Origin of the sequence: Exiguobacterium sp. H66, from assembly GCF_018618705.1 — a bacterium.
Classification (GTDB): Bacteria; Bacillota; Bacilli; order Exiguobacteriales; family Exiguobacteriaceae; genus Exiguobacterium_A; species Exiguobacterium_A oxidotolerans.
Genome location: NZ_JACSMQ010000005.1, coordinates 85,658 through 106,488 on the forward strand (window position 1 = coordinate 85,658; position 20,831 = coordinate 106,488).

At 46.2% G+C, this 20,831-nt stretch carries 32 protein-coding genes and 1 other RNA gene; 13 read left to right on the top strand and 20 right to left on the bottom strand.

Features of this window, described 5'->3' with window-relative positions; translation table 11 throughout:
* The first annotated feature begins 61 nt into the window (after positions 1-61).
* The gene (locus KNP88_RS09755) at positions 62-226 is read left to right on the top strand and encodes a hypothetical protein (RefSeq protein WP_214893523.1); all 165 of its coding nucleotides are present in this window, start codon (positions 62-64) and stop codon (positions 224-226) included.
* Positions 227-378: 152 nt separating this feature from the next.
* On the opposite strand, the gene KNP88_RS09760 is transcribed toward KNP88_RS09755, so the two are convergent.
* The 4 genes from KNP88_RS09760 to KNP88_RS15750 all read right to left on the bottom strand — a co-directional run bounded on the left by KNP88_RS09760 (position 379) and on the right by KNP88_RS15750 (position 1,825).
* Positions 379-606: a DUF2188 domain-containing protein gene (locus KNP88_RS09760; RefSeq protein WP_214893525.1), complete on the bottom strand. Its 228-nt coding sequence runs from the start codon at positions 604-606 to the stop codon at positions 379-381.
* A 314-nt stretch (positions 607-920) separates the two neighbouring features.
* Complete coding sequence (locus KNP88_RS09765) at positions 921-1,193, bottom strand: hypothetical protein (RefSeq protein WP_214893527.1); 273 nt, start codon at positions 1,191-1,193, stop codon at positions 921-923.
* A gap of 19 nt (positions 1,194-1,212) precedes the next feature.
* Positions 1,213-1,629 carry a hypothetical protein gene (locus KNP88_RS09770; protein WP_029333503.1) on the bottom strand — a complete coding sequence of 139 codons (417 nt, stop codon included), beginning with the start codon at positions 1,627-1,629 and terminating at the stop codon, positions 1,213-1,215.
* A gap of 67 nt (positions 1,630-1,696) precedes the next feature.
* Entirely contained in the window at positions 1,697-1,825 is a 129-nt protein-coding gene (locus KNP88_RS15750) for a hypothetical protein (protein ID WP_285801728.1), read from the bottom strand.
* Between the two features lie 170 nt (positions 1,826-1,995).
* Between KNP88_RS15750 and KNP88_RS09780 the strand changes: the two genes are divergently transcribed.
* Both KNP88_RS09780 and KNP88_RS09785 read left to right on the top strand, forming a co-directional pair.
* On the top strand, positions 1,996-2,901 hold the full coding sequence (locus KNP88_RS09780) for an EamA family transporter (RefSeq protein WP_214893529.1): 906 nt from the start codon (positions 1,996-1,998) through the stop codon (positions 2,899-2,901).
* Between the two features lie 12 nt (positions 2,902-2,913).
* The gene (locus tag KNP88_RS09785; RefSeq protein WP_214893530.1) at positions 2,914-3,378 is read left to right on the top strand and encodes a hypothetical protein; all 465 of its coding nucleotides are present in this window, start codon (positions 2,914-2,916) and stop codon (positions 3,376-3,378) included.
* Positions 3,379-3,461: 83 nt separating this feature from the next.
* Here the strand turns inward: KNP88_RS09785 and KNP88_RS09790 are convergent, their stop codons facing one another.
* Positions 3,462-3,938 (bottom strand): glutathione peroxidase, encoded by a 477-nt coding sequence (locus KNP88_RS09790; RefSeq protein WP_214893531.1) that lies wholly within the window; start codon positions 3,936-3,938, stop codon positions 3,462-3,464.
* 73 nt (positions 3,939-4,011) lie between these two features.
* The gene (locus KNP88_RS09795; RefSeq protein ID WP_214804841.1) at positions 4,012-4,230 is read right to left on the bottom strand and encodes a hypothetical protein; all 219 of its coding nucleotides are present in this window, start codon (positions 4,228-4,230) and stop codon (positions 4,012-4,014) included.
* Between the two features lie 252 nt (positions 4,231-4,482).
* Between KNP88_RS09795 and KNP88_RS09800 the strand changes: the two genes are divergently transcribed.
* Positions 4,483-5,451, top strand: coding sequence for a DUF2268 domain-containing putative Zn-dependent protease (locus KNP88_RS09800; RefSeq protein ID WP_214893532.1), 969 nt, complete (start codon positions 4,483-4,485; stop codon positions 5,449-5,451).
* 107 nt (positions 5,452-5,558) lie between these two features.
* Here the strand turns inward: KNP88_RS09800 and KNP88_RS09805 are convergent, their stop codons facing one another.
* Positions 5,559-6,176 carry a hypothetical protein gene (locus KNP88_RS09805; RefSeq protein WP_214893533.1) on the bottom strand — a complete coding sequence of 206 codons (618 nt, stop codon included), beginning with the start codon at positions 6,174-6,176 and terminating at the stop codon, positions 5,559-5,561.
* Positions 6,177-6,343: 167 nt separating this feature from the next.
* Here KNP88_RS09805 and KNP88_RS09810 point away from each other — a divergent pair, with 167 nt between their 5' ends.
* Together KNP88_RS09810 and KNP88_RS09815 are read left to right on the top strand one after the other, a co-directional pair.
* Positions 6,344-6,673 (top strand): hypothetical protein, encoded by a 330-nt coding sequence (locus KNP88_RS09810; protein WP_214893534.1) that lies wholly within the window; start codon positions 6,344-6,346, stop codon positions 6,671-6,673.
* 65 nt (positions 6,674-6,738) lie between these two features.
* Complete coding sequence (locus KNP88_RS09815) at positions 6,739-6,978, top strand: hypothetical protein (RefSeq protein ID WP_214893535.1); 240 nt, start codon at positions 6,739-6,741, stop codon at positions 6,976-6,978.
* A 337-nt stretch (positions 6,979-7,315) separates the two neighbouring features.
* Here KNP88_RS09815 and KNP88_RS09820 read toward each other — a convergent pair whose 3' ends face one another.
* From KNP88_RS09820 to KNP88_RS09840, 5 genes are all read right to left on the bottom strand, one after another.
* Positions 7,316-7,720 (bottom strand): cytidine deaminase, encoded by a 405-nt coding sequence (locus tag KNP88_RS09820; protein ID WP_214893537.1) that lies wholly within the window; start codon positions 7,718-7,720, stop codon positions 7,316-7,318.
* A complete protein-coding gene (locus KNP88_RS09825) occupies positions 7,717-8,190 on the bottom strand; it encodes a GNAT family N-acetyltransferase (RefSeq protein ID WP_214893539.1) in 474 nt (157 codons plus the stop codon). The genes KNP88_RS09820 and KNP88_RS09825 overlap by 4 nt, the downstream gene beginning before the upstream one ends.
* A gap of 38 nt (positions 8,191-8,228) precedes the next feature.
* Positions 8,229-8,516, bottom strand: coding sequence for a hypothetical protein (locus KNP88_RS09830; RefSeq protein WP_214893541.1), 288 nt, complete (start codon positions 8,514-8,516; stop codon positions 8,229-8,231).
* Between the two features lie 66 nt (positions 8,517-8,582).
* Positions 8,583-9,197 carry an SMI1/KNR4 family protein gene (locus tag KNP88_RS09835; RefSeq protein ID WP_214893543.1) on the bottom strand — a complete coding sequence of 205 codons (615 nt, stop codon included), beginning with the start codon at positions 9,195-9,197 and terminating at the stop codon, positions 8,583-8,585.
* Between the two features lie 342 nt (positions 9,198-9,539).
* The gene (locus tag KNP88_RS09840; RefSeq protein ID WP_214893545.1) at positions 9,540-9,824 is read right to left on the bottom strand and encodes a hypothetical protein; all 285 of its coding nucleotides are present in this window, start codon (positions 9,822-9,824) and stop codon (positions 9,540-9,542) included.
* 363 nt (positions 9,825-10,187) lie between these two features.
* Between KNP88_RS09840 and KNP88_RS09845 the strand changes: the two genes are divergently transcribed.
* A complete protein-coding gene (locus tag KNP88_RS09845) occupies positions 10,188-10,433 on the top strand; it encodes a hypothetical protein (protein ID WP_088836884.1) in 246 nt (81 codons plus the stop codon).
* 481 nt (positions 10,434-10,914) lie between these two features.
* On the opposite strand, the gene KNP88_RS09850 is transcribed toward KNP88_RS09845, so the two are convergent.
* Positions 10,915-12,060, bottom strand: coding sequence for a THUMP domain-containing class I SAM-dependent RNA methyltransferase (locus tag KNP88_RS09850; protein WP_088836883.1), 1,146 nt, complete (start codon positions 12,058-12,060; stop codon positions 10,915-10,917).
* A gap of 109 nt (positions 12,061-12,169) precedes the next feature.
* An RNA gene (gene rnpB, locus KNP88_RS09855) (RNase P RNA component class B) lies at positions 12,170-12,543 on the bottom strand.
* Positions 12,544-12,678: 135 nt separating this feature from the next.
* On the opposite strand from rnpB, the gene KNP88_RS09860 reads away from it, so the two are divergent.
* Positions 12,679-13,131 carry a hypothetical protein gene (locus KNP88_RS09860; protein WP_235195231.1) on the top strand — a complete coding sequence of 151 codons (453 nt, stop codon included), beginning with the start codon at positions 12,679-12,681 and terminating at the stop codon, positions 13,129-13,131.
* 52 nt (positions 13,132-13,183) lie between these two features.
* On the opposite strand, the gene KNP88_RS09865 is transcribed toward KNP88_RS09860, so the two are convergent.
* From KNP88_RS09865 to KNP88_RS09880, 4 genes are all read right to left on the bottom strand, one after another.
* Positions 13,184-14,527 (bottom strand): S8 family peptidase, encoded by a 1,344-nt coding sequence (locus KNP88_RS09865; protein ID WP_214893547.1) that lies wholly within the window; start codon positions 14,525-14,527, stop codon positions 13,184-13,186.
* Positions 14,528-14,586: 59 nt separating this feature from the next.
* Positions 14,587-15,000, bottom strand: a complete 414-nt coding sequence (locus KNP88_RS09870) for a hypothetical protein (RefSeq protein ID WP_088836881.1) — start codon at positions 14,998-15,000, stop codon at positions 14,587-14,589.
* A 59-nt stretch (positions 15,001-15,059) separates the two neighbouring features.
* Complete coding sequence (locus KNP88_RS09875; protein WP_159172631.1) at positions 15,060-15,752, bottom strand: hypothetical protein; 693 nt, start codon at positions 15,750-15,752, stop codon at positions 15,060-15,062.
* 68 nt (positions 15,753-15,820) lie between these two features.
* Positions 15,821-16,816, bottom strand: coding sequence for a potassium channel family protein (locus KNP88_RS09880; protein WP_251137188.1), 996 nt, complete (start codon positions 16,814-16,816; stop codon positions 15,821-15,823).
* Between the two features lie 70 nt (positions 16,817-16,886).
* On the opposite strand from KNP88_RS09880, the gene KNP88_RS09885 reads away from it, so the two are divergent.
* From KNP88_RS09885 to KNP88_RS09895, 3 genes are all read left to right on the top strand, one after another.
* Entirely contained in the window at positions 16,887-17,114 is a 228-nt protein-coding gene (locus KNP88_RS09885) for a DUF1659 domain-containing protein (RefSeq protein ID WP_029333476.1), read from the top strand.
* A gap of 18 nt (positions 17,115-17,132) precedes the next feature.
* Positions 17,133-17,339, top strand: a complete 207-nt coding sequence (locus tag KNP88_RS09890; protein WP_029333475.1) for a DUF2922 domain-containing protein — start codon at positions 17,133-17,135, stop codon at positions 17,337-17,339.
* Between the two features lie 92 nt (positions 17,340-17,431).
* Positions 17,432-18,331, top strand: coding sequence for a hypothetical protein (locus KNP88_RS09895; RefSeq protein ID WP_159172632.1), 900 nt, complete (start codon positions 17,432-17,434; stop codon positions 18,329-18,331).
* A 109-nt stretch (positions 18,332-18,440) separates the two neighbouring features.
* Here the strand turns inward: KNP88_RS09895 and KNP88_RS09900 are convergent, their stop codons facing one another.
* The gene (locus tag KNP88_RS09900) at positions 18,441-18,863 is read right to left on the bottom strand and encodes a hypothetical protein (protein WP_088836877.1); all 423 of its coding nucleotides are present in this window, start codon (positions 18,861-18,863) and stop codon (positions 18,441-18,443) included.
* Positions 18,864-19,178: 315 nt separating this feature from the next.
* Here KNP88_RS09900 and KNP88_RS09905 point away from each other — a divergent pair, with 315 nt between their 5' ends.
* On the top strand, positions 19,179-19,862 hold the full coding sequence (locus KNP88_RS09905; RefSeq protein ID WP_029333472.1) for a lytic transglycosylase domain-containing protein: 684 nt from the start codon (positions 19,179-19,181) through the stop codon (positions 19,860-19,862).
* A gap of 13 nt (positions 19,863-19,875) precedes the next feature.
* Entirely contained in the window at positions 19,876-20,457 is a 582-nt protein-coding gene (locus KNP88_RS09910; protein ID WP_029333471.1) for a DUF1643 domain-containing protein, read from the top strand.
* A gap of 116 nt (positions 20,458-20,573) precedes the next feature.
* On the opposite strand, the gene KNP88_RS09915 is transcribed toward KNP88_RS09910, so the two are convergent.
* Positions 20,574-20,828, bottom strand: a complete 255-nt coding sequence (locus tag KNP88_RS09915) for a hypothetical protein (protein WP_251137189.1) — start codon at positions 20,826-20,828, stop codon at positions 20,574-20,576.
* Between the last annotated feature and the right edge of the window lie 3 nt (positions 20,829-20,831).

Below are 20,831 nucleotides of genomic sequence, written 5' to 3' on the forward strand. Positions count from 1 at the left end.
GTATATACCCGAAAGAGAGGGTGGCGATTCATCTCCCACTTTCACTCGAGCTTCACGCGTTGTGCTTTCTGATAATAATGGTAAAGAACTTGGTCGATATACGAATATATTTGGTGCAGACCCTGTCGATTTTGAAATCAACGTCACGAACGTCAAAGGACTTCGGGTGACGGCTGAAGGACTAGATACGGTGTCTACAGTCATTTCACCCGTGTTAACAAAGTAATTTCCTTTCATGCACCATGAGCTCTCATCTTTGTAGTATTTCTTAACTTTAAGTAGCGCACTCAAAGGAGTTCATACACGAAAAATATTGCACAATAAAGCACGTCCAGTATGTATGGACGTGCTTTATTGTGCAGTTCTACCAAACTTCGGTCATCCACGTGGCGGAAAAGGATCGTTCCCGTAAGAATCCCGCTCGCGGATTTGACCTTCTTTGTTATGAATGATTAATTCTACCTGTTGCTTCTTCGCAATTTCACGACCTGCGGCAATAGCTTCTTTTTGCGTCGAAAAACGTTTTGTGGCTTTGGAGGCCCCTGCTGCTTTGACTTGATAACCACCATCCGGATGTGGCGTGACATGCTGATTTTTTTTCGTCATGAGTTCACTTCCCATCGTTAAAAATTCTCTTGAAAAAAATGCTTTTATAGAAAGTACCCTTTAAGTTGAATTTTTATTCAGGGAAAACTCGCGGTAATGTTGCATGTCTTTCCTCTCGCTTACTTTTCTAAAAGACTGCAGCCCGCTGATTGGGATTCACAAAATTGACCAACCATCGCCCGACAAGTGTTAAGATATTTTTGGAAATGGAATCATTTCAGTATTTGAAAAAACTCTTACATACAATTTCAGCCACTGTTATCCTCCCTAAACATCGGACATTCCTTATCTATTCATTTCACCCGTCTAAGAAATTAAATTTTCTCCATCGTCTTTTTTGCTTCCAGTTGTTCCTGCTTTTTTGCCTGCCGCTTTACATCTTCTTGCCACCACCCGTTGATCAACAGGAAACTGCCAATAGCAAGGGCAGTTACCGGGAAGTACATCAAATGATACGCCCCGAGTTCCTCACTTGCATAATCCGGTGAAAGTTCAATATAGGCACTGAATAGTTGAACGATGAAAAACAAGAAAAAGCTGACAATCAATGCCCACGTACCGTAACGGTAATTTGGATTCTTCAACACGTATTCCTCCTGGATTGAATTATTTTAATCGGATTTCGCCGTCGCCGGCTGTAGCTTCCCCTATGTTGTCACGGACGATGTAGTCAATGTCGTACACACCCGCTGGAATGGCACCGGCTTCAACGGTTTTCTTCAGTGTCACCGTTGTATGCGGTTGAACTTCTTTTGACAATCGTTTTGGCTCGACTTCTTGGTACGAATCGTAGACGATTTTTTGCGTATCGTGCTTGCGCACTTGCACGTTCAACAAATGTCCGGCACGGGAGGCGACTTTAATAGGATAATCACCTGTATTCGACAGTTTGTATTCAAACGTAAATCCCTCTTTGACACTGCCTTGAACACGGTTTTCGACTGTTGTACTGCTCGGTTTCGTATCGAGGGACATGCATCCGCCTAAACTGAACAATAACGGGACGATGAGTAATTTTTTCATTTCATGATGCTCCTTTTCAAACGTGATTCTGGCTTATTCCCAGCCCAGTAAAGAGTGTGACAAATAATTAGCCGTTCATCGGTTCGGGCAAATTAAATTTTGCTTGACCGATTTCGTTATACTTCCGTTGAATGAATGTCGATCCGTGATCAATTTTTCGTTTCAATCCACCCAGTACTGCAGCAATTTGATTCATGATCTCCATCCTTTTTGTATCTCTATCTGAGGCTTACTGATATGCCTTCCTCGATTCTACCATTTTACCAATAATTTGGGTGATTCATCCTTCCTGTTTCTGTGGTATTCTTTTTCTAATCATAACGGTGCCTGTATCACATCAGTCACCGATTCATTTGGAGGTGAACCATGCAGAAACAATCTTCGATGCTGCTGATTCTACTCGCAGCAATGCTGTGGGGCACGACCGGCACGTCACAAGCCTTTGCGCCGGAAGCGGCTCATCCGATTGCGATCGGCGCCGTCCGATTAGCGGTCGGCGGATTATTTTTACTGTGTCTCGTCTTACTGACGGGAAAGTTGACGCTGAAAGTTTGGCCGCTACAGCCAATCTTTCTTGCCGCTGTTAGCATGGCCGCCTATCAACCGTTATTTTTTTCTGCCGTCCTCATGACCGGTGTCGCCGTCGGAACGGTCGTCGCGATCGGCAGTGCACCGATTTTTTCCGGAGTGATTGAATGGTTGGCCCTAAAAAACCGTCCCGGTACGATTTGGTGGCTGTCGACATTACTGTCGATCGCCGGTTGTTTGTTGCTCGTCATGAATCAAGCGGCAGTTTCGGTCAATCCGCTCGGCATTTTGCTCGCTCTTGGTGCCGGACTCTCCTTTGCCGCATACACGTTCGTCAGCCGGGATCTGGTGAAAACCCATCCGCCGCTGTCGGTCGTCGCCGTCGTCTTTACGCTCAGCGCCGTCCTGTTGTCGCCGCTCCTGTTCCTGTTCGACCTGTCGTGGGTCTTCAGTTTGCGCGGTGCCGGTATCAGTCTGCATCTCGGAGTTTTTGCGACCGGTCTTGCCTACCTCTTGTTCGCAAAAGGGCTCGCGTATGTCTCGTCTTCGACTGCCGTCACGCTGTCGCTTGGTGAACCGTTGACCGCTGCATTACTCGGTGTCTTTGTCCTCGGGGAAACGCTCAGTCTGTTGTCGTGGATCGGCATTTTACTTTTATTCTGCGGCATCGGATTACTCATCTGGTCGTCACGTCGGGTGCGGCAGCCGGATATCCTCGAACTCGCCAAGGAAAATCACTCTTAAGGAGGAGTAGTCATGCACATCACATTCGAGAAACTGTTCTACCGGGAAGACTATCAGATTGCACTTGATCACTTAGTCATAGATGAGAAAAACAGCGATCGGTTAGCACTTTATTTTCGCGGCCATACGGACGAAATCATGGTGCTCATCGGTGACTATTCCTGCAATTATTTTGAACTGTTGTTTGAAGCAGATTGTGTCTTACTCCGGTCGTCGGATTTGCATGAACTGGATGACGGACTGGAGTTCAGTACGGTTCCGCTCACCCTGTATCAGGACTCGGCACTTCTGACCTTTGCGACGGCCTGGATGGGCTTGAAGCGGGATCCGTCGCGAGACTGGACCCACTACGCCATCCGGGCATTCGAACAAGACTTTCATGTCCTGTCCCCGCGTCCGCCGGTCTTTACGGACCTTGGTCATAAGATGAGTGATTTTACCGTCAGACATTCTTTTAATCTGCCAAAGCAGAGTTGACATAAAAAAAGCCCTACCTCGCCAAAGGTAGGGTGATGCGATACGCCTGTCCGACGGCTTGCGCCGGACAGGACGTGGTTTCATTATACATAGCGCGCCAGTGTTTTTTCAATCGTCTGGATTGAATCGACCGGGGCAAACCGCTTAACGACCCGCCCTTGCCGATCAACAAGAAACTTCGTGAAGTTCCACTTGATGTTCGACGACAATAGTCCACCCTGTTGCTGTTTCAAGTACGTATACAACCGGTGTTCCGTCGGTCCGTTGACGTCAATCTTCTGAAACATCGGGAACGTCACGCCGTAGTTCCGCTGACAAAACTGCATTGTTTCCGCTTGATTGGCGAATTCCTGACGGTTGAACTGGTCACATGGAAAACCAAGCACCTGAACGCCTTGCTCGGCATACGTGTCGTACAACCGTTGCAAGTCTCCGAGCTGACCGGCGAGCCCGCATTTGCTCGCTGTATTGACGATGAGAAGTACCTCTCCCGCGTAATCTTGTAATGAAACGGTCTGTCCGTCTGCAGCTTGTACTTCAATCTCATAAAGCGATGGCATCTCGTCGCGCCCCTTTTCCATAAGTATACGCCGCTAGAAAAACTCCGTCTTTTTTGAACACGCGGCGACCTGCTTACCAGACAGATTCTTCCCGGTCACTCAGCTTAATGACGAACGGCATGATCAGTAAAAAAAACAGGCTGACGTATCCGAGCGACAGATAATGCTGCGTATCTTTTGAAAGATACTGCTTCTCGCCACAGTTCGGGCATGGCTTGCCATGCTTCGCAAAACCGACAGCGAGTACATCTTTCGTCTTCCACTTGTAGTCACAATTCGTACAGCGTACCATCTCATCATCCCCTTTGCTCTCTTCTACTTCTTCTTCTCAAAGCAGGTTTCACGATTTCGGTAATTTCTTATACGATTAGTATTCAAAACAATTTGATACATCATATTTTTTGTAAATAAAAGGAATTATCGAAACCTTATGCAACGGTCTCCCGTATAAAGTGATGTCGCTTCACTACATTGAACTTACGCTCACTGAAGCATTCATTCCTACATATTGACAAAATAATAAACACTGATGGAGGTCATCCCGTTGAAAAAAGTAATCGTTCCTTTGCTCTGTGTCCCGTTCCTTCTGTTATCCGCATGTTCAGATGAAAAAGAAAAAGCAGTGACACATTCTGAAAGTAAAGAATTCAAATCGGAAACTGTGAAAATCGGTAAGGATAGTGAATTAAACATCGTGCCGCTGTACACGCCATATCAAACGTATTTGAAGGCATCTCTTAAAGCCGATACTTCAGAAATGGATGTAAAAAATTACGCAAAATATGTTCTTGGTTACATAGATGAGATCGGAAAGAAAGAAAACTTTGATACGACCAGTTTAAAAGGCTACTTCATGTTGCAATCAACTGCTTACGAGCAAGATCTGGTGGATCGGACAAACGAATTGATGAAACACCATGACGAAATCAAAGACATCATCATAAAAAACTATACCGCTGCAAATAAGGTACTTCCTAAAAAGAAAAGTACGATTTTCATCGCACCTGCCAACTCGGAGTATTTTTCTATGAGTGAATCCATGAAGGGAGTATTCGGCGCAGCATATAAAGACACGTTCATTCTGTATCTCGATACAAACTTCGATAAAAATATACTTGCCTATTCAATCGCGCATGAATACCATCACTTGATCCTTCATGATACACCTGAATATAAAATGAATGCGATTCTTGATTCAATCATCACCGAAGGCAAGGCCGATGCCTTTGCCGATCGTGTCGTCAAAGACGTTTCAACGCCATGGAACGTCCCGATGGATGACAAGACCAAGAAACATGTAGCAAGTCTGATTGAGAGCGGTGAAGCTACTTATGAAGAAGTTGTAGGCGGTAACCACCAAAAGGACATTCCCCAATGGAGTAACTACATCTTAGGACGGGATGTCATGGATCATTACTTTAAAACGAATCCTGACCGTTCCATATCGGACTGGACATTTGCAAATCAACACGATATTTTAAAAGGCTACAAGTACCAGGATCTTCTTGAGTGATGCGTAAGCAAAATAGTAGTGAAAAGAGCACAGATTCAATTGAGTCAGGTTCGGTGAATACAAAAAAATATCGTTGCAGGATGCTTTCTTAATCGTCAAGTCCGTCCTTACATTACGTTTGATAATGGCCGAATTGTCTTTTCGATGATGTCGAGAGAAGCCGGAATCTGAATCCATCTTTCCATCTCCGGGTCAAAATAAAGTCCCTGTTCTCGCATGGTTTCTTTGCTGTTCATTTCATCATATTCTAAAATTTGATCCAGATTTTGATCGGCCTTCTCAAAGTCATCGAACGGTCCTGAGCCATAATAAAAGAGTAAGCCTTCTTTTGTATATCCCTCTAATTCTTGAACCGTTTCTTCCATTAATTCGAGTGGACGTATGCGGGCTTTCGCGTAATCGATGATTGTCGGATAAACGTCAAATGGTATGTCGTGTTCTAAAAATCGTTTCGAATACCATTGCCAAATCCATTTCCACTTACAAATGAAATACACGATGTATTCGACTTGTGATGTTTCTTCCAGCTCATGCATTTCGTAAGACAACGTGATGGTGTCTTGTTCTAGCTCGAATTCAATAATAAATTCACCATTCCGATCTTCCTCTTTCAGAAGTTCATCGATTCGTAAATCGTTTAGTTCAAGATAGTCCAACAATGGAACTGGTCGTTTCGCTTCTTCGCGAAACAACACCCTTATATTTTTAATTACTTCGATTGTCATTTGGAACCTCCAGAATGAGTCAAGCAAAGAAACCTTGCTTGATTCATTAGTTTTATCAAAACTAGCCACAAATCTGCCTACTTCTAAACATTAAGGACGAAATCCTCATGAAAGTCATCACCGTGGTACCTATATACAACACATACAAAATGAAGGAGTAGAAAAACATGTTTTATGATGAATACGAACTGCTTGAATTGTTCGAATCAGAACCTGAAGAACTCTATCAGGAAGGAGCAGGGTTCTATATGTATAGTAAAATCGATAATCTCGGGTTTCAGATATTACTGTATATCTCACAATCTGAAAATAAATGCATCATCAGTCTAAGTAATGATATGTACAATTGGACGCTCTTCGATTTTGAATTATATCATATAGAATCAATTAGAAATGAAAATGAGTGTTTAAAAATCAGAGGCAATTCAGGAAAAACGGAAGTTGACATACAGTTTAAACCACGCTTCAGCTTAACTGCTATCAAATTATCGGATTAAGAAGAACGTTCAAATTTTGTAAATGATTGTATCGCTAAAAATCGGAAAAAGAAAGAGCTGATTCTATGCAAAAAACCTTGTTTTATCTTTCCATACTGAATACCCTCTATATCATTACAAACTCATTCACCTATTCTGACAGTTTTCTTAACGCCCCGCTTGGCTTAACAACACTGTTTGCTGTCGTTTTGATGTTTTTCAATGACAAAGCGAAGAAAAAGGGGAGATCGATTTATACGAAAACAACGGATGTCCTCAGTTTCATCAACATCCTGATTGGATTTTCGCTGATTGTCTTTATTTAAGAACGGAAAATATCGATGACGATTTTTCTACATAGCCGAATCTTATTTAACGGCACATAACGTAACGAAAGAGGAGTGGGCAACAGTTTATGTGTACACTCCTCTTTTTATCAATCAAGCTGATTTTCATTATTAAAGTAGGACTACTCGAAAGTTCAGCTTTTCAAATTCTTCTTTAGGACGTAGACTGCAAGAGCAGTCAGACCACATCCGATACCTAATACCACCGCCAAAAAACTTGATAAATGTAACAATTTCAACCCCACCTTCTAATATGGATGTTTCTTAATGATCTTTGATACGTTCCGGTTTCATCCTCTTGTTCCCTCACGCGTCGTCATTCAGTTTGATATGCTCTCAACCAATGGTACGGCTGCAACTCATGGAGTGCTTTAAAGACCAGTGCTTGCTCGGGATTTGTGACGGCAGCTTTGACGTCCGCACCAAAGTAAAACAGATGCTCCTGGCAGACACCGCATGGACTCAAAATCTTAAACGGTGCCTGTTCATCGTCACGCACGACACAAATTGTATGTGTGATCCGACAGTTCAACTTGTGTGCTTCGAGGATGGCGCCAGTCTCGATGCACAATTCAGTCGACGCATTCACGACTTCCGGTGCGACACTCGTCAAGATCCGTCCGTCATCGGTCGCCATCGCTGCCGCTCCGCCCCATCCGTTCGGATACCTCGTTTCGATTAATTCTTTTGCTGCCTCAAATAACTGCTGTTCGATGTTCATTTCATCACTCCTGTATGCAGACGCATTTTGACAAATTCATAGCTTCCACCGTTCGTTGCCTGATGAAACTGCTCGACCGTTTCAAAACCACTTTTAGTGTACAGCCGGATTGCCCGTTCGTTAAACGTCGCGACGGCTAATTCAATGTGACGTGGTTGATACTGCTTGATCGCAAAGGCAAGACCGGATTCCAAAAAGGCCGTTCCGTTTCCTCGTCCCGTCAAATCGGGTCGCATCCCTAACGCCAATTCAAGGCTGCCCTGTCCGGGTTCGAACACAAAAAATCCGATCAGTTGCGTACCGTCCATCACCGCATAGTAATGTTCTTTCCGTTTGTCCGGATCCAAAAATTCCGCCAGGTCCTCCTGATCATTCGGCATATCGTAGAACGCAAAGTCACCCTCATATTGCCAGTCATACGCAATCTGTTCCGCCTGATGTTGTGTCAGTGGTAAATAGGTATAGGTCATTGCAAGCGACCTCCCTTCAAAAGGAATTTATGCATCAATCAGGATCGGTTTTTTCTGTATTCGAGTAACAGTGGTGTCAGATTCAGTCCAATCGACACAATCGTTAAGAACCACCAGGCGCGTTCCATTCCGGGAACAACGTCTGCCAAGGCCGCCCAGTCCTCCGCTTCGACCCAGCTCGCCAGTTGACTGTATTCCGCACACAGTGTGAGCGCCGTAAGCGATAACCCGGCAGCCATCGCCAGCTTATAGTCCTTGCCGATGAAGTACAAAATCAGATTCACCGCCGTCGCGAAGATGGCAAGTATCCCAAACAGTAGCCACATGACACAATTCCTCCTCTCCTTGTTGTGTTTCCTATTGTTATTCCTTTCGACAATCAATCAAATATTTTATTTCTTATCTTCGAGATAAAGTGTTTCGTCGATTTCTTCATACGTCGAAACATCACCATACGTTACAGTTAGTTCAGTGTCTTCTGACCACTCCCAAAAGTAGTCGCCTTGCGCGATGATAGCACGTTCTAAAAAACATTCGAAATTTAAATTTAACGCAACTGCAGTGTCCAGACCATCTGATGGATGCACGACCGTGATATATGGTTTTTTAAAGGAGTCTTCTGCATCTGTACATTGATTTTTATCAATTAAAATCCATTTCTCATCTATTTGACCTATGATCCAGTAGTTTCCTTCTGAGAGGATACCGTCTTCTGAATGGTGCTCTTCCGACATTTCGAGCATTTCCTCAAGAGGAAACAATTCTAGGATTAAATCAGATTCTGTTTCAAATAAACCGCATCCATTATGTAACGTTAAAAAATGTTTGTAGTCCCTTGGTAAAGAAAACGTATCTTTCAGGAAGTGTGAATCAATCTCTTTAGAAGTTAACGGTGTATGGAAGGTGCAAGTGGCCCATCCATTTCTTCCGTATCTCCCCATAATAAATCTCGGTTCATCTTTGAACATTTGTTTGAGCAAAATCAACGTTCTTTCAATTGGTTTCATTTGATACGCTCCTACTTTTTTGAATTCCTATTACATCAAAAACATTACCTTCATTTTATACCTTTAGTTGGAAATAAAGATACTAGGTTACAGATTTTATGATATGATCAACGCAATACCTTAATTACATTTATTACCTATTCTATCTTTAGAAGGAGGGCTTTGAGTGAGTGGTGATGGACTACTTTGGAGTGTATGATTACCAAGCTTAATCGGATTTACGGGATCTTGTATCTCATCATCGATCTTGCACTCACAATGAAATACTTAATTAAAGCGAAGGCAACTAAATAATACAGCGTTTAAAAGAACCATAACGTCGAATCATGATACAGGATTTACTCACTTCAAATCCTGTATTCTCATGCGCTCTAAGTCTTTTTCCTGATTTTTTCGAAACACCTCTCGGCCTTTCCCCCATTCCGCTACCAAACAAAGCAAACCAAACCCTGTGATTAGCAGGTAGTGCATTGTACTGACGGACTCTACGTTAACATACCGCCAAGTCATTCCCGCTACAAAAAGCAACGGAACAATTGCCCCTAAATACACATTCTTTTGACTCGATAATACATACTGCACTCCGAGTATGCCGGCATAAAGTAAACCCATCCATAGAAAATCCATTCTTCTTCCTCCCTTAGTCGAGCATATTTTAAAATCTTCAACAGTCAAACGCCTTTTCATACATCCAGGCAGGTTTCTTCAACCATTTGCCAACATCAATAATTTACCATATTAAAACGAAGAATGATTTGATATTTCTGATGATTACAAAAATGTAAGCGAGCACCTAAATTAAGTAAAGCTAAAAAACGATTCTTCTCGTGTAAGAGAACAATCGTTTTCCGTCTTCCATCTGAAATACTTAATTGGATGCTGTTCTCTATCCGTATAAAGATAATGATTTGACTAATTTTAATGAAACCAAGCATAATGATAAACAGCAAAGCGTTACACAACTCGCTCTGCAATGAAAGGATGTTGGTTATGTCATCAAAAAAAGTCTGGACAGTCGAAGGTTATGAGGAAAATGGTGTAGAGAAGCATCAAAAAGCAACTATGACGGAAACGTTTACGAATGAAGCCGATGCTCGTAAAGCTGCTAAAAAAATGGCGGATCAGCACGATGACCTCGATGTATATGTCATCTATACGAATACGTCAAGCGGTAAAGCAGAAGAACGCTTCTTCAATTCGGATGGATCTTATAGTGAAGAAGGATATGAATGGTAACAGCTTAGCCGTCGATTTGACGGCTTTTTTTGTATGACGAATTGTATGATTAAACACAATACCTAACTGAATACACAAAAAACGCTCTGTTGAGCAGTTCACGGGAAAACTCTTGAGGCTGACTCATGTGGGAGGATATCTCTGAATCCGTGCTTTATCATGCGTGATTCAGTCACAGACTAAACCGCTATGAACACTACGAATTTGTACCAAAATGGCCGATATTCCCGTGAAAAGTGGGATTATCGGCCATTTGATTGATGGAGGACGGAAACGTTCATCCTCGACTCCTATGGGAAAAGGAAACGTGATTCGCGTTTCCGTCAGGAAGAGGGAAGACCCGGCATGACCGCATCGAAATGCGGACTGTCGCGGCTTACCTTCCGCCCATGGAAAGCGAGGATGGCGGAAACGTCCGTCACAAACATAGTTTTTGGACTGACTTATATCAGTCAAATTTCAATAAAACAACAGGAGCGACTTACGCTTGCGGACGTTTCCGGCGCAATCCGTAGTATTGATAAAACTGAACTTCAATGTTCCCGTTATACAGCTTACGACGTTTCGTCGCCGGGCGGCCGAACGCTTTTTCGAACTCGACGTATGACGTGATCATATAGACACTGTAATACGGGAATTCCTTAAAGGCATTACCGACTTTCCGGTACAACTGATGGACTTCACGTGCGTCCTCGAGACGTTCCCCGTACGGCGGGTTGCCGATGATGACACCAAAGTCTTCCTTCGGCTTGAAGTCGGCTGCGTCCCGTTGCATGACGTTGATTGCGTCCCGGACGTCCGCGAGCTCAGCGTTTTGTTTCGCGAGCTTGACCATCTCCGGATCCGTATCGTTGGCATAGATTTTGAGCGGCTTGTCCCACTCGGCTTTTTCGTTTGCTTCCTTGATTGCGTCGAACCAGGCTTTTTTCGGAATCGCTGCCCATTCCTGCGAGACGAACTCACGGTTGATCCCGGGTGCTATATTGCGTCCGATCATCGCCGCTTCGATTGCCAGCGTTCCGGAACCCGTAAAGACGTCGTAGAGCGGCATGTCCGGCTTCCAGTTCGTCAGCATCAGCATTGCCGCTGCCATCGTCTCTTTCAGCGGTGCCGCGGAGTGAAACTCACGGTAGCCGCGTTTGTGGAGGGCGTCGCCTGACGTATCGATCGTCAGCGTCGCGATGTCTTTTAAGAGCGCGACTTCAATCGGGAAGCTCGCTCCTGTTTTCGGCAGCCATTCGTCGCCTTTGTTGTACGCTTCCTGCATATGCGAGACGATCGCTTTTTCCGTGATTTTCTGACAGTCACGGATCGAGAACAACTTCGATTTGACTGAGCGGCCGTTGACGACGTAGTTCGCTTCCCACGGGAGCAGTTCGCTCCACGGGAGGTCTTTGACTTGATCAAATAATTTTTCGAACGACGTCGCCTTAAATTCCGCGACGACCAGTTTGACTCGGTCTGCCGTCCGGAGCCACAAGTTCAAACGTGGAATGTCTTCCATCTCACAGTCGATGTAAACTTTTCCGTCTTCGACCGTACACTCATATCCTAAATCGCGGACTTCTTTTGCGACCAATGCCTCGATGCCCATCGCTGCCGTCGCGATGACTAAACGTTTTGCCATGATTGTTCACGCTCCTACCTGTTTTTAAGATTTCCAAAATCATTTCAATAAAAAAAGAGCCCAGTTGGACCTGGACTCTCGTTCAAAGTAAAAATAACAGCCTATGTGGTCCTGTAAGCCATGTTCTGTTCCCTAGTGTTGCAAACGGTTTGACCCTCACACGTGGGCGACAATCATCTATCTCCGTATTTACATACGCTCTCCTTCGCGTTCAGTTCCGCTCCAGAAATTCCCCTACCAAATTTGGGTTTCTCGCTCGTGGGGTTTACCTCGTTCCACCCTTACTGTTTCCAGTAAGGCTCCGTCACTGTGGCACTTTCAAGAAGTTTCGGCCGTATCCGAAGACTTAGGCGTTCCTTCTGCCGTCAGCACGACGCTGCCTACACTTATCTTTTCGTGTAGCACGATCACTACAACCATCGCAGGTTGTGCGAGCATGGACTTTCCTCAAAGCACCGAAGTGCCCCGCAATTGTCCGAACCAACATAGTCACTGCTTAACAGTGTAGCGCACTCCCCTGTTTCCCGCAAGGTTTATTTTCAAAAAGGACAATCGAAAAAGTTGCGTGTTCACGTGATTTCGCGGTATAGTACAATGGTTCAGAAGGGGGCATGTACTATGAAAAAACGACGCTCTGGTACGAACCAGCGTACCGTCCGGAAGCTGACGTTCTTGATCGAAATCGATGAAATCAAGGCGCTGCATCTCCGCAACGGCATCTTTGCCTTTTATCGTAAAGGAGAACTCATCCATGCGTTCGAGCCATTTAACGTCAAACAACCGGATGCGTTATCAAAACGAAGCTATCATTTCGACCAACACGATATTCTTTTGATGAACGAACGATTCCCGCAACAAATTCCACTCTATGATGAAGCGATGACATTACGCTCATGGGCGGAACAGGTTGAATTCGGTTTGTATCAACTAATTGATTCGGGACGCCTCTCGTTTGTCCATGAGGATGATACCGGGTATAAAATGGAAGCTAAAATCGAGTGGACAGGTGAGACGCTCACCGTGCCGACTCCTGTTTATAAAAAAGGAAAAGACCCAAAGCAAGATCTTTGAGTCCTTTCTTCGAGCCAGTTCCTCACATGAGGAATTGGCTTTTTTTATTTGATTATTTAACCGTCAGGACACGTTCGACCGTTCGTGTATGGCGGCCGGCAGACGTCGTGAAGACGAGTTTGTACGTCCCTTTGTCCTTTAGCTTGTAGGAAAATTTGTGAAGCCCGTTGCGTAAGTTCGAGTCGGAAAACGTTTTGACGACGGCACCGTCCTTATACAGACGGGTCCGGGTCGACGCACTCGAATACTCATTAAAATAGAACGAAAACGTCTGGTTCGGTTTAATGACGGACGGCAACGAGATTTTCGAAATCGGAGCCGGTACTTTCGCCAGCATCCCGGCATTCAGACGGCCTTTCCCGTAATGAAGCGACGTATCGCCTGATTTTTTCGATGCGGCCGCATAAAGCTTACTGCGGAGCGTATGGTTCGAAATGAACGGGTTCTTTGACTTCGCAAGCGCCATGACGCCACTGACGATCGGTGTCGCCATCGACGTTCCGTCGAGGTAGCCGTATTTGTTCCCGACAATCGTCGAGTAGACGCCCTCCCCCGGTGCCATGATGTTCAGTCCACGTCCGTAGTTCGAAAATGTCGATGCCCGACCGAGCGTTCCGACCGAACCGACGGCGACGACCGACGACATCGACGCCGGGAAGAGCAATTTATTGCGACCGTCGTTGCCGGCAGCGCCGACGACAATGATGTTATTCGCTTCCGCCTTCTTGATTGCTTTTTCCATGTACGGATCAAATTCATATTGACCGAGCGACAGATTGATGACGTCCGCGCCTTGCGCGATCGCATACAAAATCCCGTCACCGATATCAATCGAACTGGCATAATCACCGTCAAAGACGTCCGCGCCGATCAGCTTGACACCGGAAGCGACACCGACGATGCCTTTTCCGTCTTCTGCAGCTGCGACGATTCCGGCGACATGCGTCCCGTGATCATCCGGTTTACGGATTCCGGAAATCGTCGTCGTCTTATAGATGACGTTCTTGAATTCCGAGTGTTTCGTATCGATCGCGTCATCGATGATTGCGACGCGGATATCTGATTTCCCATGACTGTACTTCCAGTAAGTAGGGATGCGTGATTGATCAAGATATGTTTGTTGCAATTGTGCCGAATCGGTCGCCTTCTCGACATCCGTGACGGGAATCAAGTCAACTTTGACTTCATCCGCATCGAAGTGTGCGAGTGGCTCGACGAGCGAAAATCCGTCCTGTTTCAGCGGACGTACTTCTTTTAGGCCTTGGTCTTTTAACCAGGTTTGTTTTTGTTGGTCAGTGAACGTCGGATCGTACTGGACATATTGGGAACTAGCGAATGCCGTCGTCGGTAGACCGACCGCAAGCGCGACAGTGAGTGATACAAGTTGCTTTTTCATATGGACCCTGCCCTTCTGTTAACACACGCCGATTCGATTGATTTGCTGATTCAACGGACTTAAAAAGGAACAGTGCCACCTGATTCTTCGCTGACTTCAAATGAAGTGATTTTCCCAATCGTGACATACGCATAGTACCGTGCCAGGACGGCGCGCCAACGCGCGGCGTCAATCCCCGTCAAGTCTTCTCCGAGCGGAGAACCGTCAAATGTCTCAAACTGCTGACAAAAAAACGCTTCTTCATCCTCGTTCCATATTACAGATTCGCCAATGAAACCCGTTGAAAATCTGACGAAATCCGCAATCGAGGGACCGATTACTTCTGCCGGGAGGCGTTCACTCATTCTCCCGACCAGTTCATAGCGGTCGCGCTGAGCTTGATCCGCGTCTTCTAACGTCTGACAAAGTAATACTTCGCGATTGATTTCAACTAGAACGATGTAGTCACCGCTCGGTACATTGACGTGTATCATCACTACACCCCTTGGATTAAATTCGTGTAGTTTCTTGATGTGACTTGCTGTTCACTGCCTTATAATGTCCATTTTCGATCAAACATCAATTCAATCGGTTCGTTGTTCTTAGACTTTAACACATGGACGCGCGTCGTATCAATTTGATCGAGTAAATCAGACTTTTGGAGCGAGCGGATTTCAGTCGCTTCCGACTCGGCGATGCGCGCCCGGTGTGGCTCAAGCAACGCTTGTTGCTGACTTGCGAGGGCATACCAGGCAAGCCGCGCAAACGGCTCGTCTTTCGCCGTCTCAAGAGCGTAACTTTCAAAAATGTCCGGCAAGTAGCTGCTGAATTGATCGAGCGCATCAATACGTTCCGCTAAATCGAGGACCGTCAACCAGCTCGGTAACGATAACAACGATTCACTTGACCACCAGTCGATTAAATCGACGTGCTCTTTAAAGAGTTGTTGTGCTTCCGTCCGGTCGATGAAGTGGTGCATCGTTTGAATCAATTCATTCCAGGCGACCGTCCAATATTCTTCCGACGGGTTCGCCGAGATGAAGAATTGACGATACACCGTCAACAGCTCCGATACGTCACGGAGCGTTTCGACTTCCAGCCGCTGGTTGAGTCGACTGACTGCTTTCGTGAAATAACTTGGTTCTAATGTTAGCGCCATATAAAGTAATTTCGGGACATCTTTCAAATCTCCTTGATCGACAGTCTCAAATAATTCTTGAATCCACTCTGGTTGTTCGTTCGTCATAATAAATTCTCCTCTACATAGTAAATTTATTTACTATACCCGAAAAGAAATAAATGTAATCCTCTTCTTTAAAAAGCACCAATCCGTTTAGCTGTTTCTTCTCCACATAACACGATCAACAATGAGCCGGACGGAATCGTTTCGTCGAGCCGCCGGTTCAGGTCGAGTCGCTTTCCGTCGGACAAAATCGTCACACCTTCTTCGAGCATCGCATGGAACGCTTCACGGTACGTCGTCCACTCCAGCCGTACCGGAATCGAGAACATTCCGTCCCCGTGTTTCGTCAATAAGTTCGTCACGACTTTCGTCACGCCCGGGTGATGGGAGGCGAGAATCGCCATCCGGGAAATCGTTTCGTCCCCGAGAATGACTTCGTCGACCTTGATTTGTTCAAAGCTGTCGAGATGTTCTTCAAGCATCATCTCGACGATTGTATAAATATCTGGATTCGCGCGTTCGATACTCGAAGCAATCAGCAGCGTCCGGCCGTCCGCCAGCGCCGGTGGCATTGAATGATCGGCGAGGACGATTGCACGCGCCGCCTGTTTAACGTTCGCCCGTTGTAACGTCGAGGCGAGTGCCGGGTCCCCGTTGACATAGTGGAACCGTTCGTGACTGAATGGTTCCCGCTCCAAATCATCGACGAGGATGACATCCGTCGTCTCGAGCAGTTCCTCGATGACATGTTTCGACCGGCGGCTGTAGCCGAAGACGATCGTATGGCCTGACTCTTTCACTTGCAACAACCCTCTCTCTTTTTGATCGCGGATCACTTGGACTCCGTCAACGAGCTTCGAAATTAAACTCCCGACGATCCCGATCCCGAAAATGAATACAAAAATCGTCATCATCCGCCCAAAATCCGTATTCGGGAAGAAATCACCGTATCCGACCGTGACGACGGTCGTCATCGTCCAGTAGACGGCACGGAAATACGAGCCGAACGTCTCCGGTTCGACGAGATACATCAGCAAGGCGACGCCGAACACAAAGAAAAACGACGCATAGCCTAACGTCCGCATCTTTAAAAAGGACATCTTTCGTAAAAATCGAAACCAAATCATCCTTTTTTTCACTTCCTTTCGAACAATATCTCTTCGCACCCTGTTAATAGGGGCGAAGGAGGTGATACACATGACACAAGCGGAAGAAATCAAAACGAGTCTCGTCGTCGTCTTCGAACGAGCGGATAAAGTTTCACCGAACGGAGATGCCCTCATCGCCCGTCGTCGCTTCAACGGACTCCGTCCAGACTTAGCTCCTGAAGCTGTCGCTGCAATCGGTCAAGCCATCGGCGCAATGATTACAGGAACATACACACACAGTGAAATCAGTCGTGACTACGCTCTACTCAACGCCTAATCTTAAAGGAGGATTCTCATGGAACATACCATTTTATTGACGTTCGACACATCGACGAACAAACCGTTTCGCCTTCGGTTATCCGGTGCGAAAGCAGACACGACGGTCGCTGAGGTCAAAGCCCTCGGCAACTTGATGGTCGCACACGATCCGTTTTATAACGGCATCATCAAACTGCGTGAAGCCGAACTGCAAAACAGCTCGGAATCCGCCTACGTCCTCTAACACGCACCAGTTGTCATCATCACCGATTGAGGTGATGATGACTTTTTTTTGGTATACTAGTGTTATCAACCAGCTGGAAAGGAAGTCAATTTATGGCCAAACGCCCTCTTACCCCTCGCGAATGCGAACTCGTCGTCTGTAGTCTCTATGTAATGGAACTGATTCCATTCGAAGGAATTATGGAACGACTCGAGTCGATCACGCTCCGAGACATCATCGGACCGGTCGCGACCGGTGACGCGACCCGTCAACAAGCAGCGGAGTCGCTTGATCAATACATCAAGGTGCGGCGCCGCCGTTTCCGTAACGTCCCTCCGGAACACTTATGGTCGCTCGACGACCGGATGGAGCAGGAAGCATTACGGATGATCCGTAAACGCTCCCCCCTCTCTGCCGGAGAGAAGCTCCAACCGAAAGCAATCCCGTTCGAGATGGGTGACACCGTCGAGATGAAGGTCACGGAGATTCAGGAACGCAACAGTAAAGTGACCGTCATCGGGAAAGTCGGACAAGTCACGGCAAAACTTCCCGTCGCGAACCGCCAAGCGCTCAAAGGCAGTAAAACGATAGCAGCTTGGGTGACGGGCATCGAGAAAAAACCGGCCTTGATCCACTTGTCGACTTCCGACTACGGAAAACACCAACCGTCGGCTGAAGTCCTCGCGGCATACGTGACGGCCATCCGGGGCTTACGTCAGTTTTTCGAAACGAACGAGCTGCCTTCGACAGAAGAAGTCGATTTAGCGAAATCCTTGTTCCAACGGATGATCCGCCGCGATCAAAATGACTGGTTCACGGTCTATGTCGCAATGGGCCGTCCCCAACTCGACCATGTCCGCCGCTGGGTCAAGGTCATCCAAATGCTCGGCAAGTCACTGCGTGGCGACGAAGATGCGACACGCCAACTGGCTTCACAGGAAGATCGCTTCTTCAAGGACGCGTTACTCCGTGCCTGCCGCTCCGTCGAAAAGAATCTCGATTCGCGTACGTAACCTCTTTCGACTCTCACGCATGAAATACCTATTAAATGAAACCGATTTTCCGAAACAAAAAAATGCCGCTACCGTCGAACACTTACTTCGAGGTAGCGGCATTTTGAAATTAAGTGATGTCGAGCGTCGACTCGAGGGCCCGACACGTTCTGCGGATCGTCGGTAAAAAGTCCGTTCGTTTCGCGACGCCGCCTTTAATATGAACATGATGAATCCCTTTTGTCCGTTGAATCGCCGTCAGGACCGTGACGAGTTCGACGAACCAATTCGAAATCAGTTCTACGACCTGCTCATCAAAAGCAGCCGCTCCATACACATCATACCCGTTCTCGCAGAGATGGTTCGGGAATTGTTGCTTAAACCGAAAAATTAACGTCTCCGTCGTCGGAATCGACCATTGCTGAAAGAGGATGCGTCGCTCATGATCCATCGACGTTTCAATCACTCCGTCCGTCTTTAACTTTGGCTGACTACCGATGTTCAAAATCCAACTCGTTTTCTTTCGTTCGCCAGTGGAAGTGATCGTTCGCATGGTTTCGTCCATCTCCTTTGATGTGTAAGCGTTTACTCTCTTATTCTACAAGCCGATTGACCTTTCGTGCAAGTGACAAACTAATGAAACTGAACGATACCTTCGTCTGACGTTTAGTCTAACAAACTTTTCCGCTGTTGACGATGTCAGTAATTAACAACATTCCCCGCGTCTTGCTTTTTTTAACCGCCTGGACGCAAATCGGCAAAAAATGATCGAATCCTGCGACACCATCCGTCCCGTAAAGAAATAGCTACTAGCCCCACTAAAAATGTGATACCATTCAGTGGAATCATCGAAAGAGGAGAGAACATTATGCGAAAGTTTTTACGAGTTAGCATCTTGTTCGTACTGTTCGTCCTCATCGCCGGCAGCTTCGTCTACTGGCAGAATCGGGAACGTGTCCAAAATGAATTGTATCGCACCTATTACGGGCAATACGGCGTCCCTGCCGAGAACATCGACATCTACGAACAAGCCGGTGACCGTTATGAAATCGATTGGAAGCTGTTAGCAGCAATCCATCGGGTCGAGACGATTTTTTCGAACTCTTCCGCGATGCAGTCGTCCGTCGGCGCCATCGGTCCATTCCAATTCATGCCGAAAACATGGGTCGGTTGGGGATATGAAGGTGGTACGTCGCTCGGTGACATCGAGCACGACGGGATTGATTTGACGGATCCGGAAGCAATTGAAAAGTATGGCGGTCTTGGGGTCGATGCTGACCAGGACGGCAAAGCCGATCCGACGAACCTGACGGATAGCGCCCATACGGCAGCGAAGTACCTCAACCAGCATGACGTCACGAAAACATCTGAACGCCAGACGCTCGAGTCCGCACTGTTTGAATACAATCGCAGTGAACAATATGTCGTCGACGTCCTCGCACAATATGATAACTACCAACAGCAAGTCGAGACGATTGATGCGAACGACCTCGACTTCAAACAAAAGACACTCGCCCTACTTCTTCGCGTCAGCTCACGTTTACTCAATTAAAGGAGGCACCACCATGACACAACCCGATCTTTCATCACTTCAGATCGAGGAATCGTCGATTCGCGTCAAGACGACATTTGATGCAGACAAGACGAAACGTTATTTGCGAAGCTACATCTTTGACGACATCGAGGAAGGAACGCACGTCGCCGCGATGATTTATACACCGCGGACGACGGACGCCTTCTTGTCCGGGACGACGACACAACGGGCGTATAACTTGATGAAGAAACACGTCAGTGCTCCCGTTAAACAATACGATATCATCAGCTTGATGCCTGATTTACTCGTCAGTGAAGATTTACCGTTCGCTCAGGCGAGCTATGACGAAATCAACTACCAATTCGTCGAACAGACGTTACAGCAAGTCCGTGCCAAAAATGGTGTTGTCTTATGCGGATGGGGCTCCCCCGGTCGCTTGATGCATCACTTGCCTGCATTCGAAGATTTGTTCAACGAATATGCCGACATATTATACTGCTCCGGCATCACTTCTAAAGGCGAACCGAACCACTTGCGTCTGACCGTCGACGACAGTCCGATGATTACGTATCGTGAGATGCAACAAAAAGCGAAAAAACTGCGGCGTAAATAATGCGTCAACAAAAAGGTGTTCTTCCCGGATCATACACACGGGAGAACACCTTTTTTAGGACGATTAAAGCATTTACGTCTGGATGCTGTCTTGTCTCATCGGTAAAGCGGTTCGAATCACTTTTCGACTTCGACTTCCAGAATAGCCTCGATTTCTGCTTCGACTTCTTTATTCACCATCTGCGAACGTTTTTTTCTCAATTCAAGATCCATTTCTTGGTCGATGAACTGGTTCGTATGTTTATCAAAACAGCTGTAACAAACCGCATGAAAGTCTTTTTCATCTGTCTTTAAAGATTTAAATTCCCACGTCTCCAGTTCCAGATAACTGACTTGGTTATTCGTTTCTTTTCCACATATTTCGCACGTCATGTT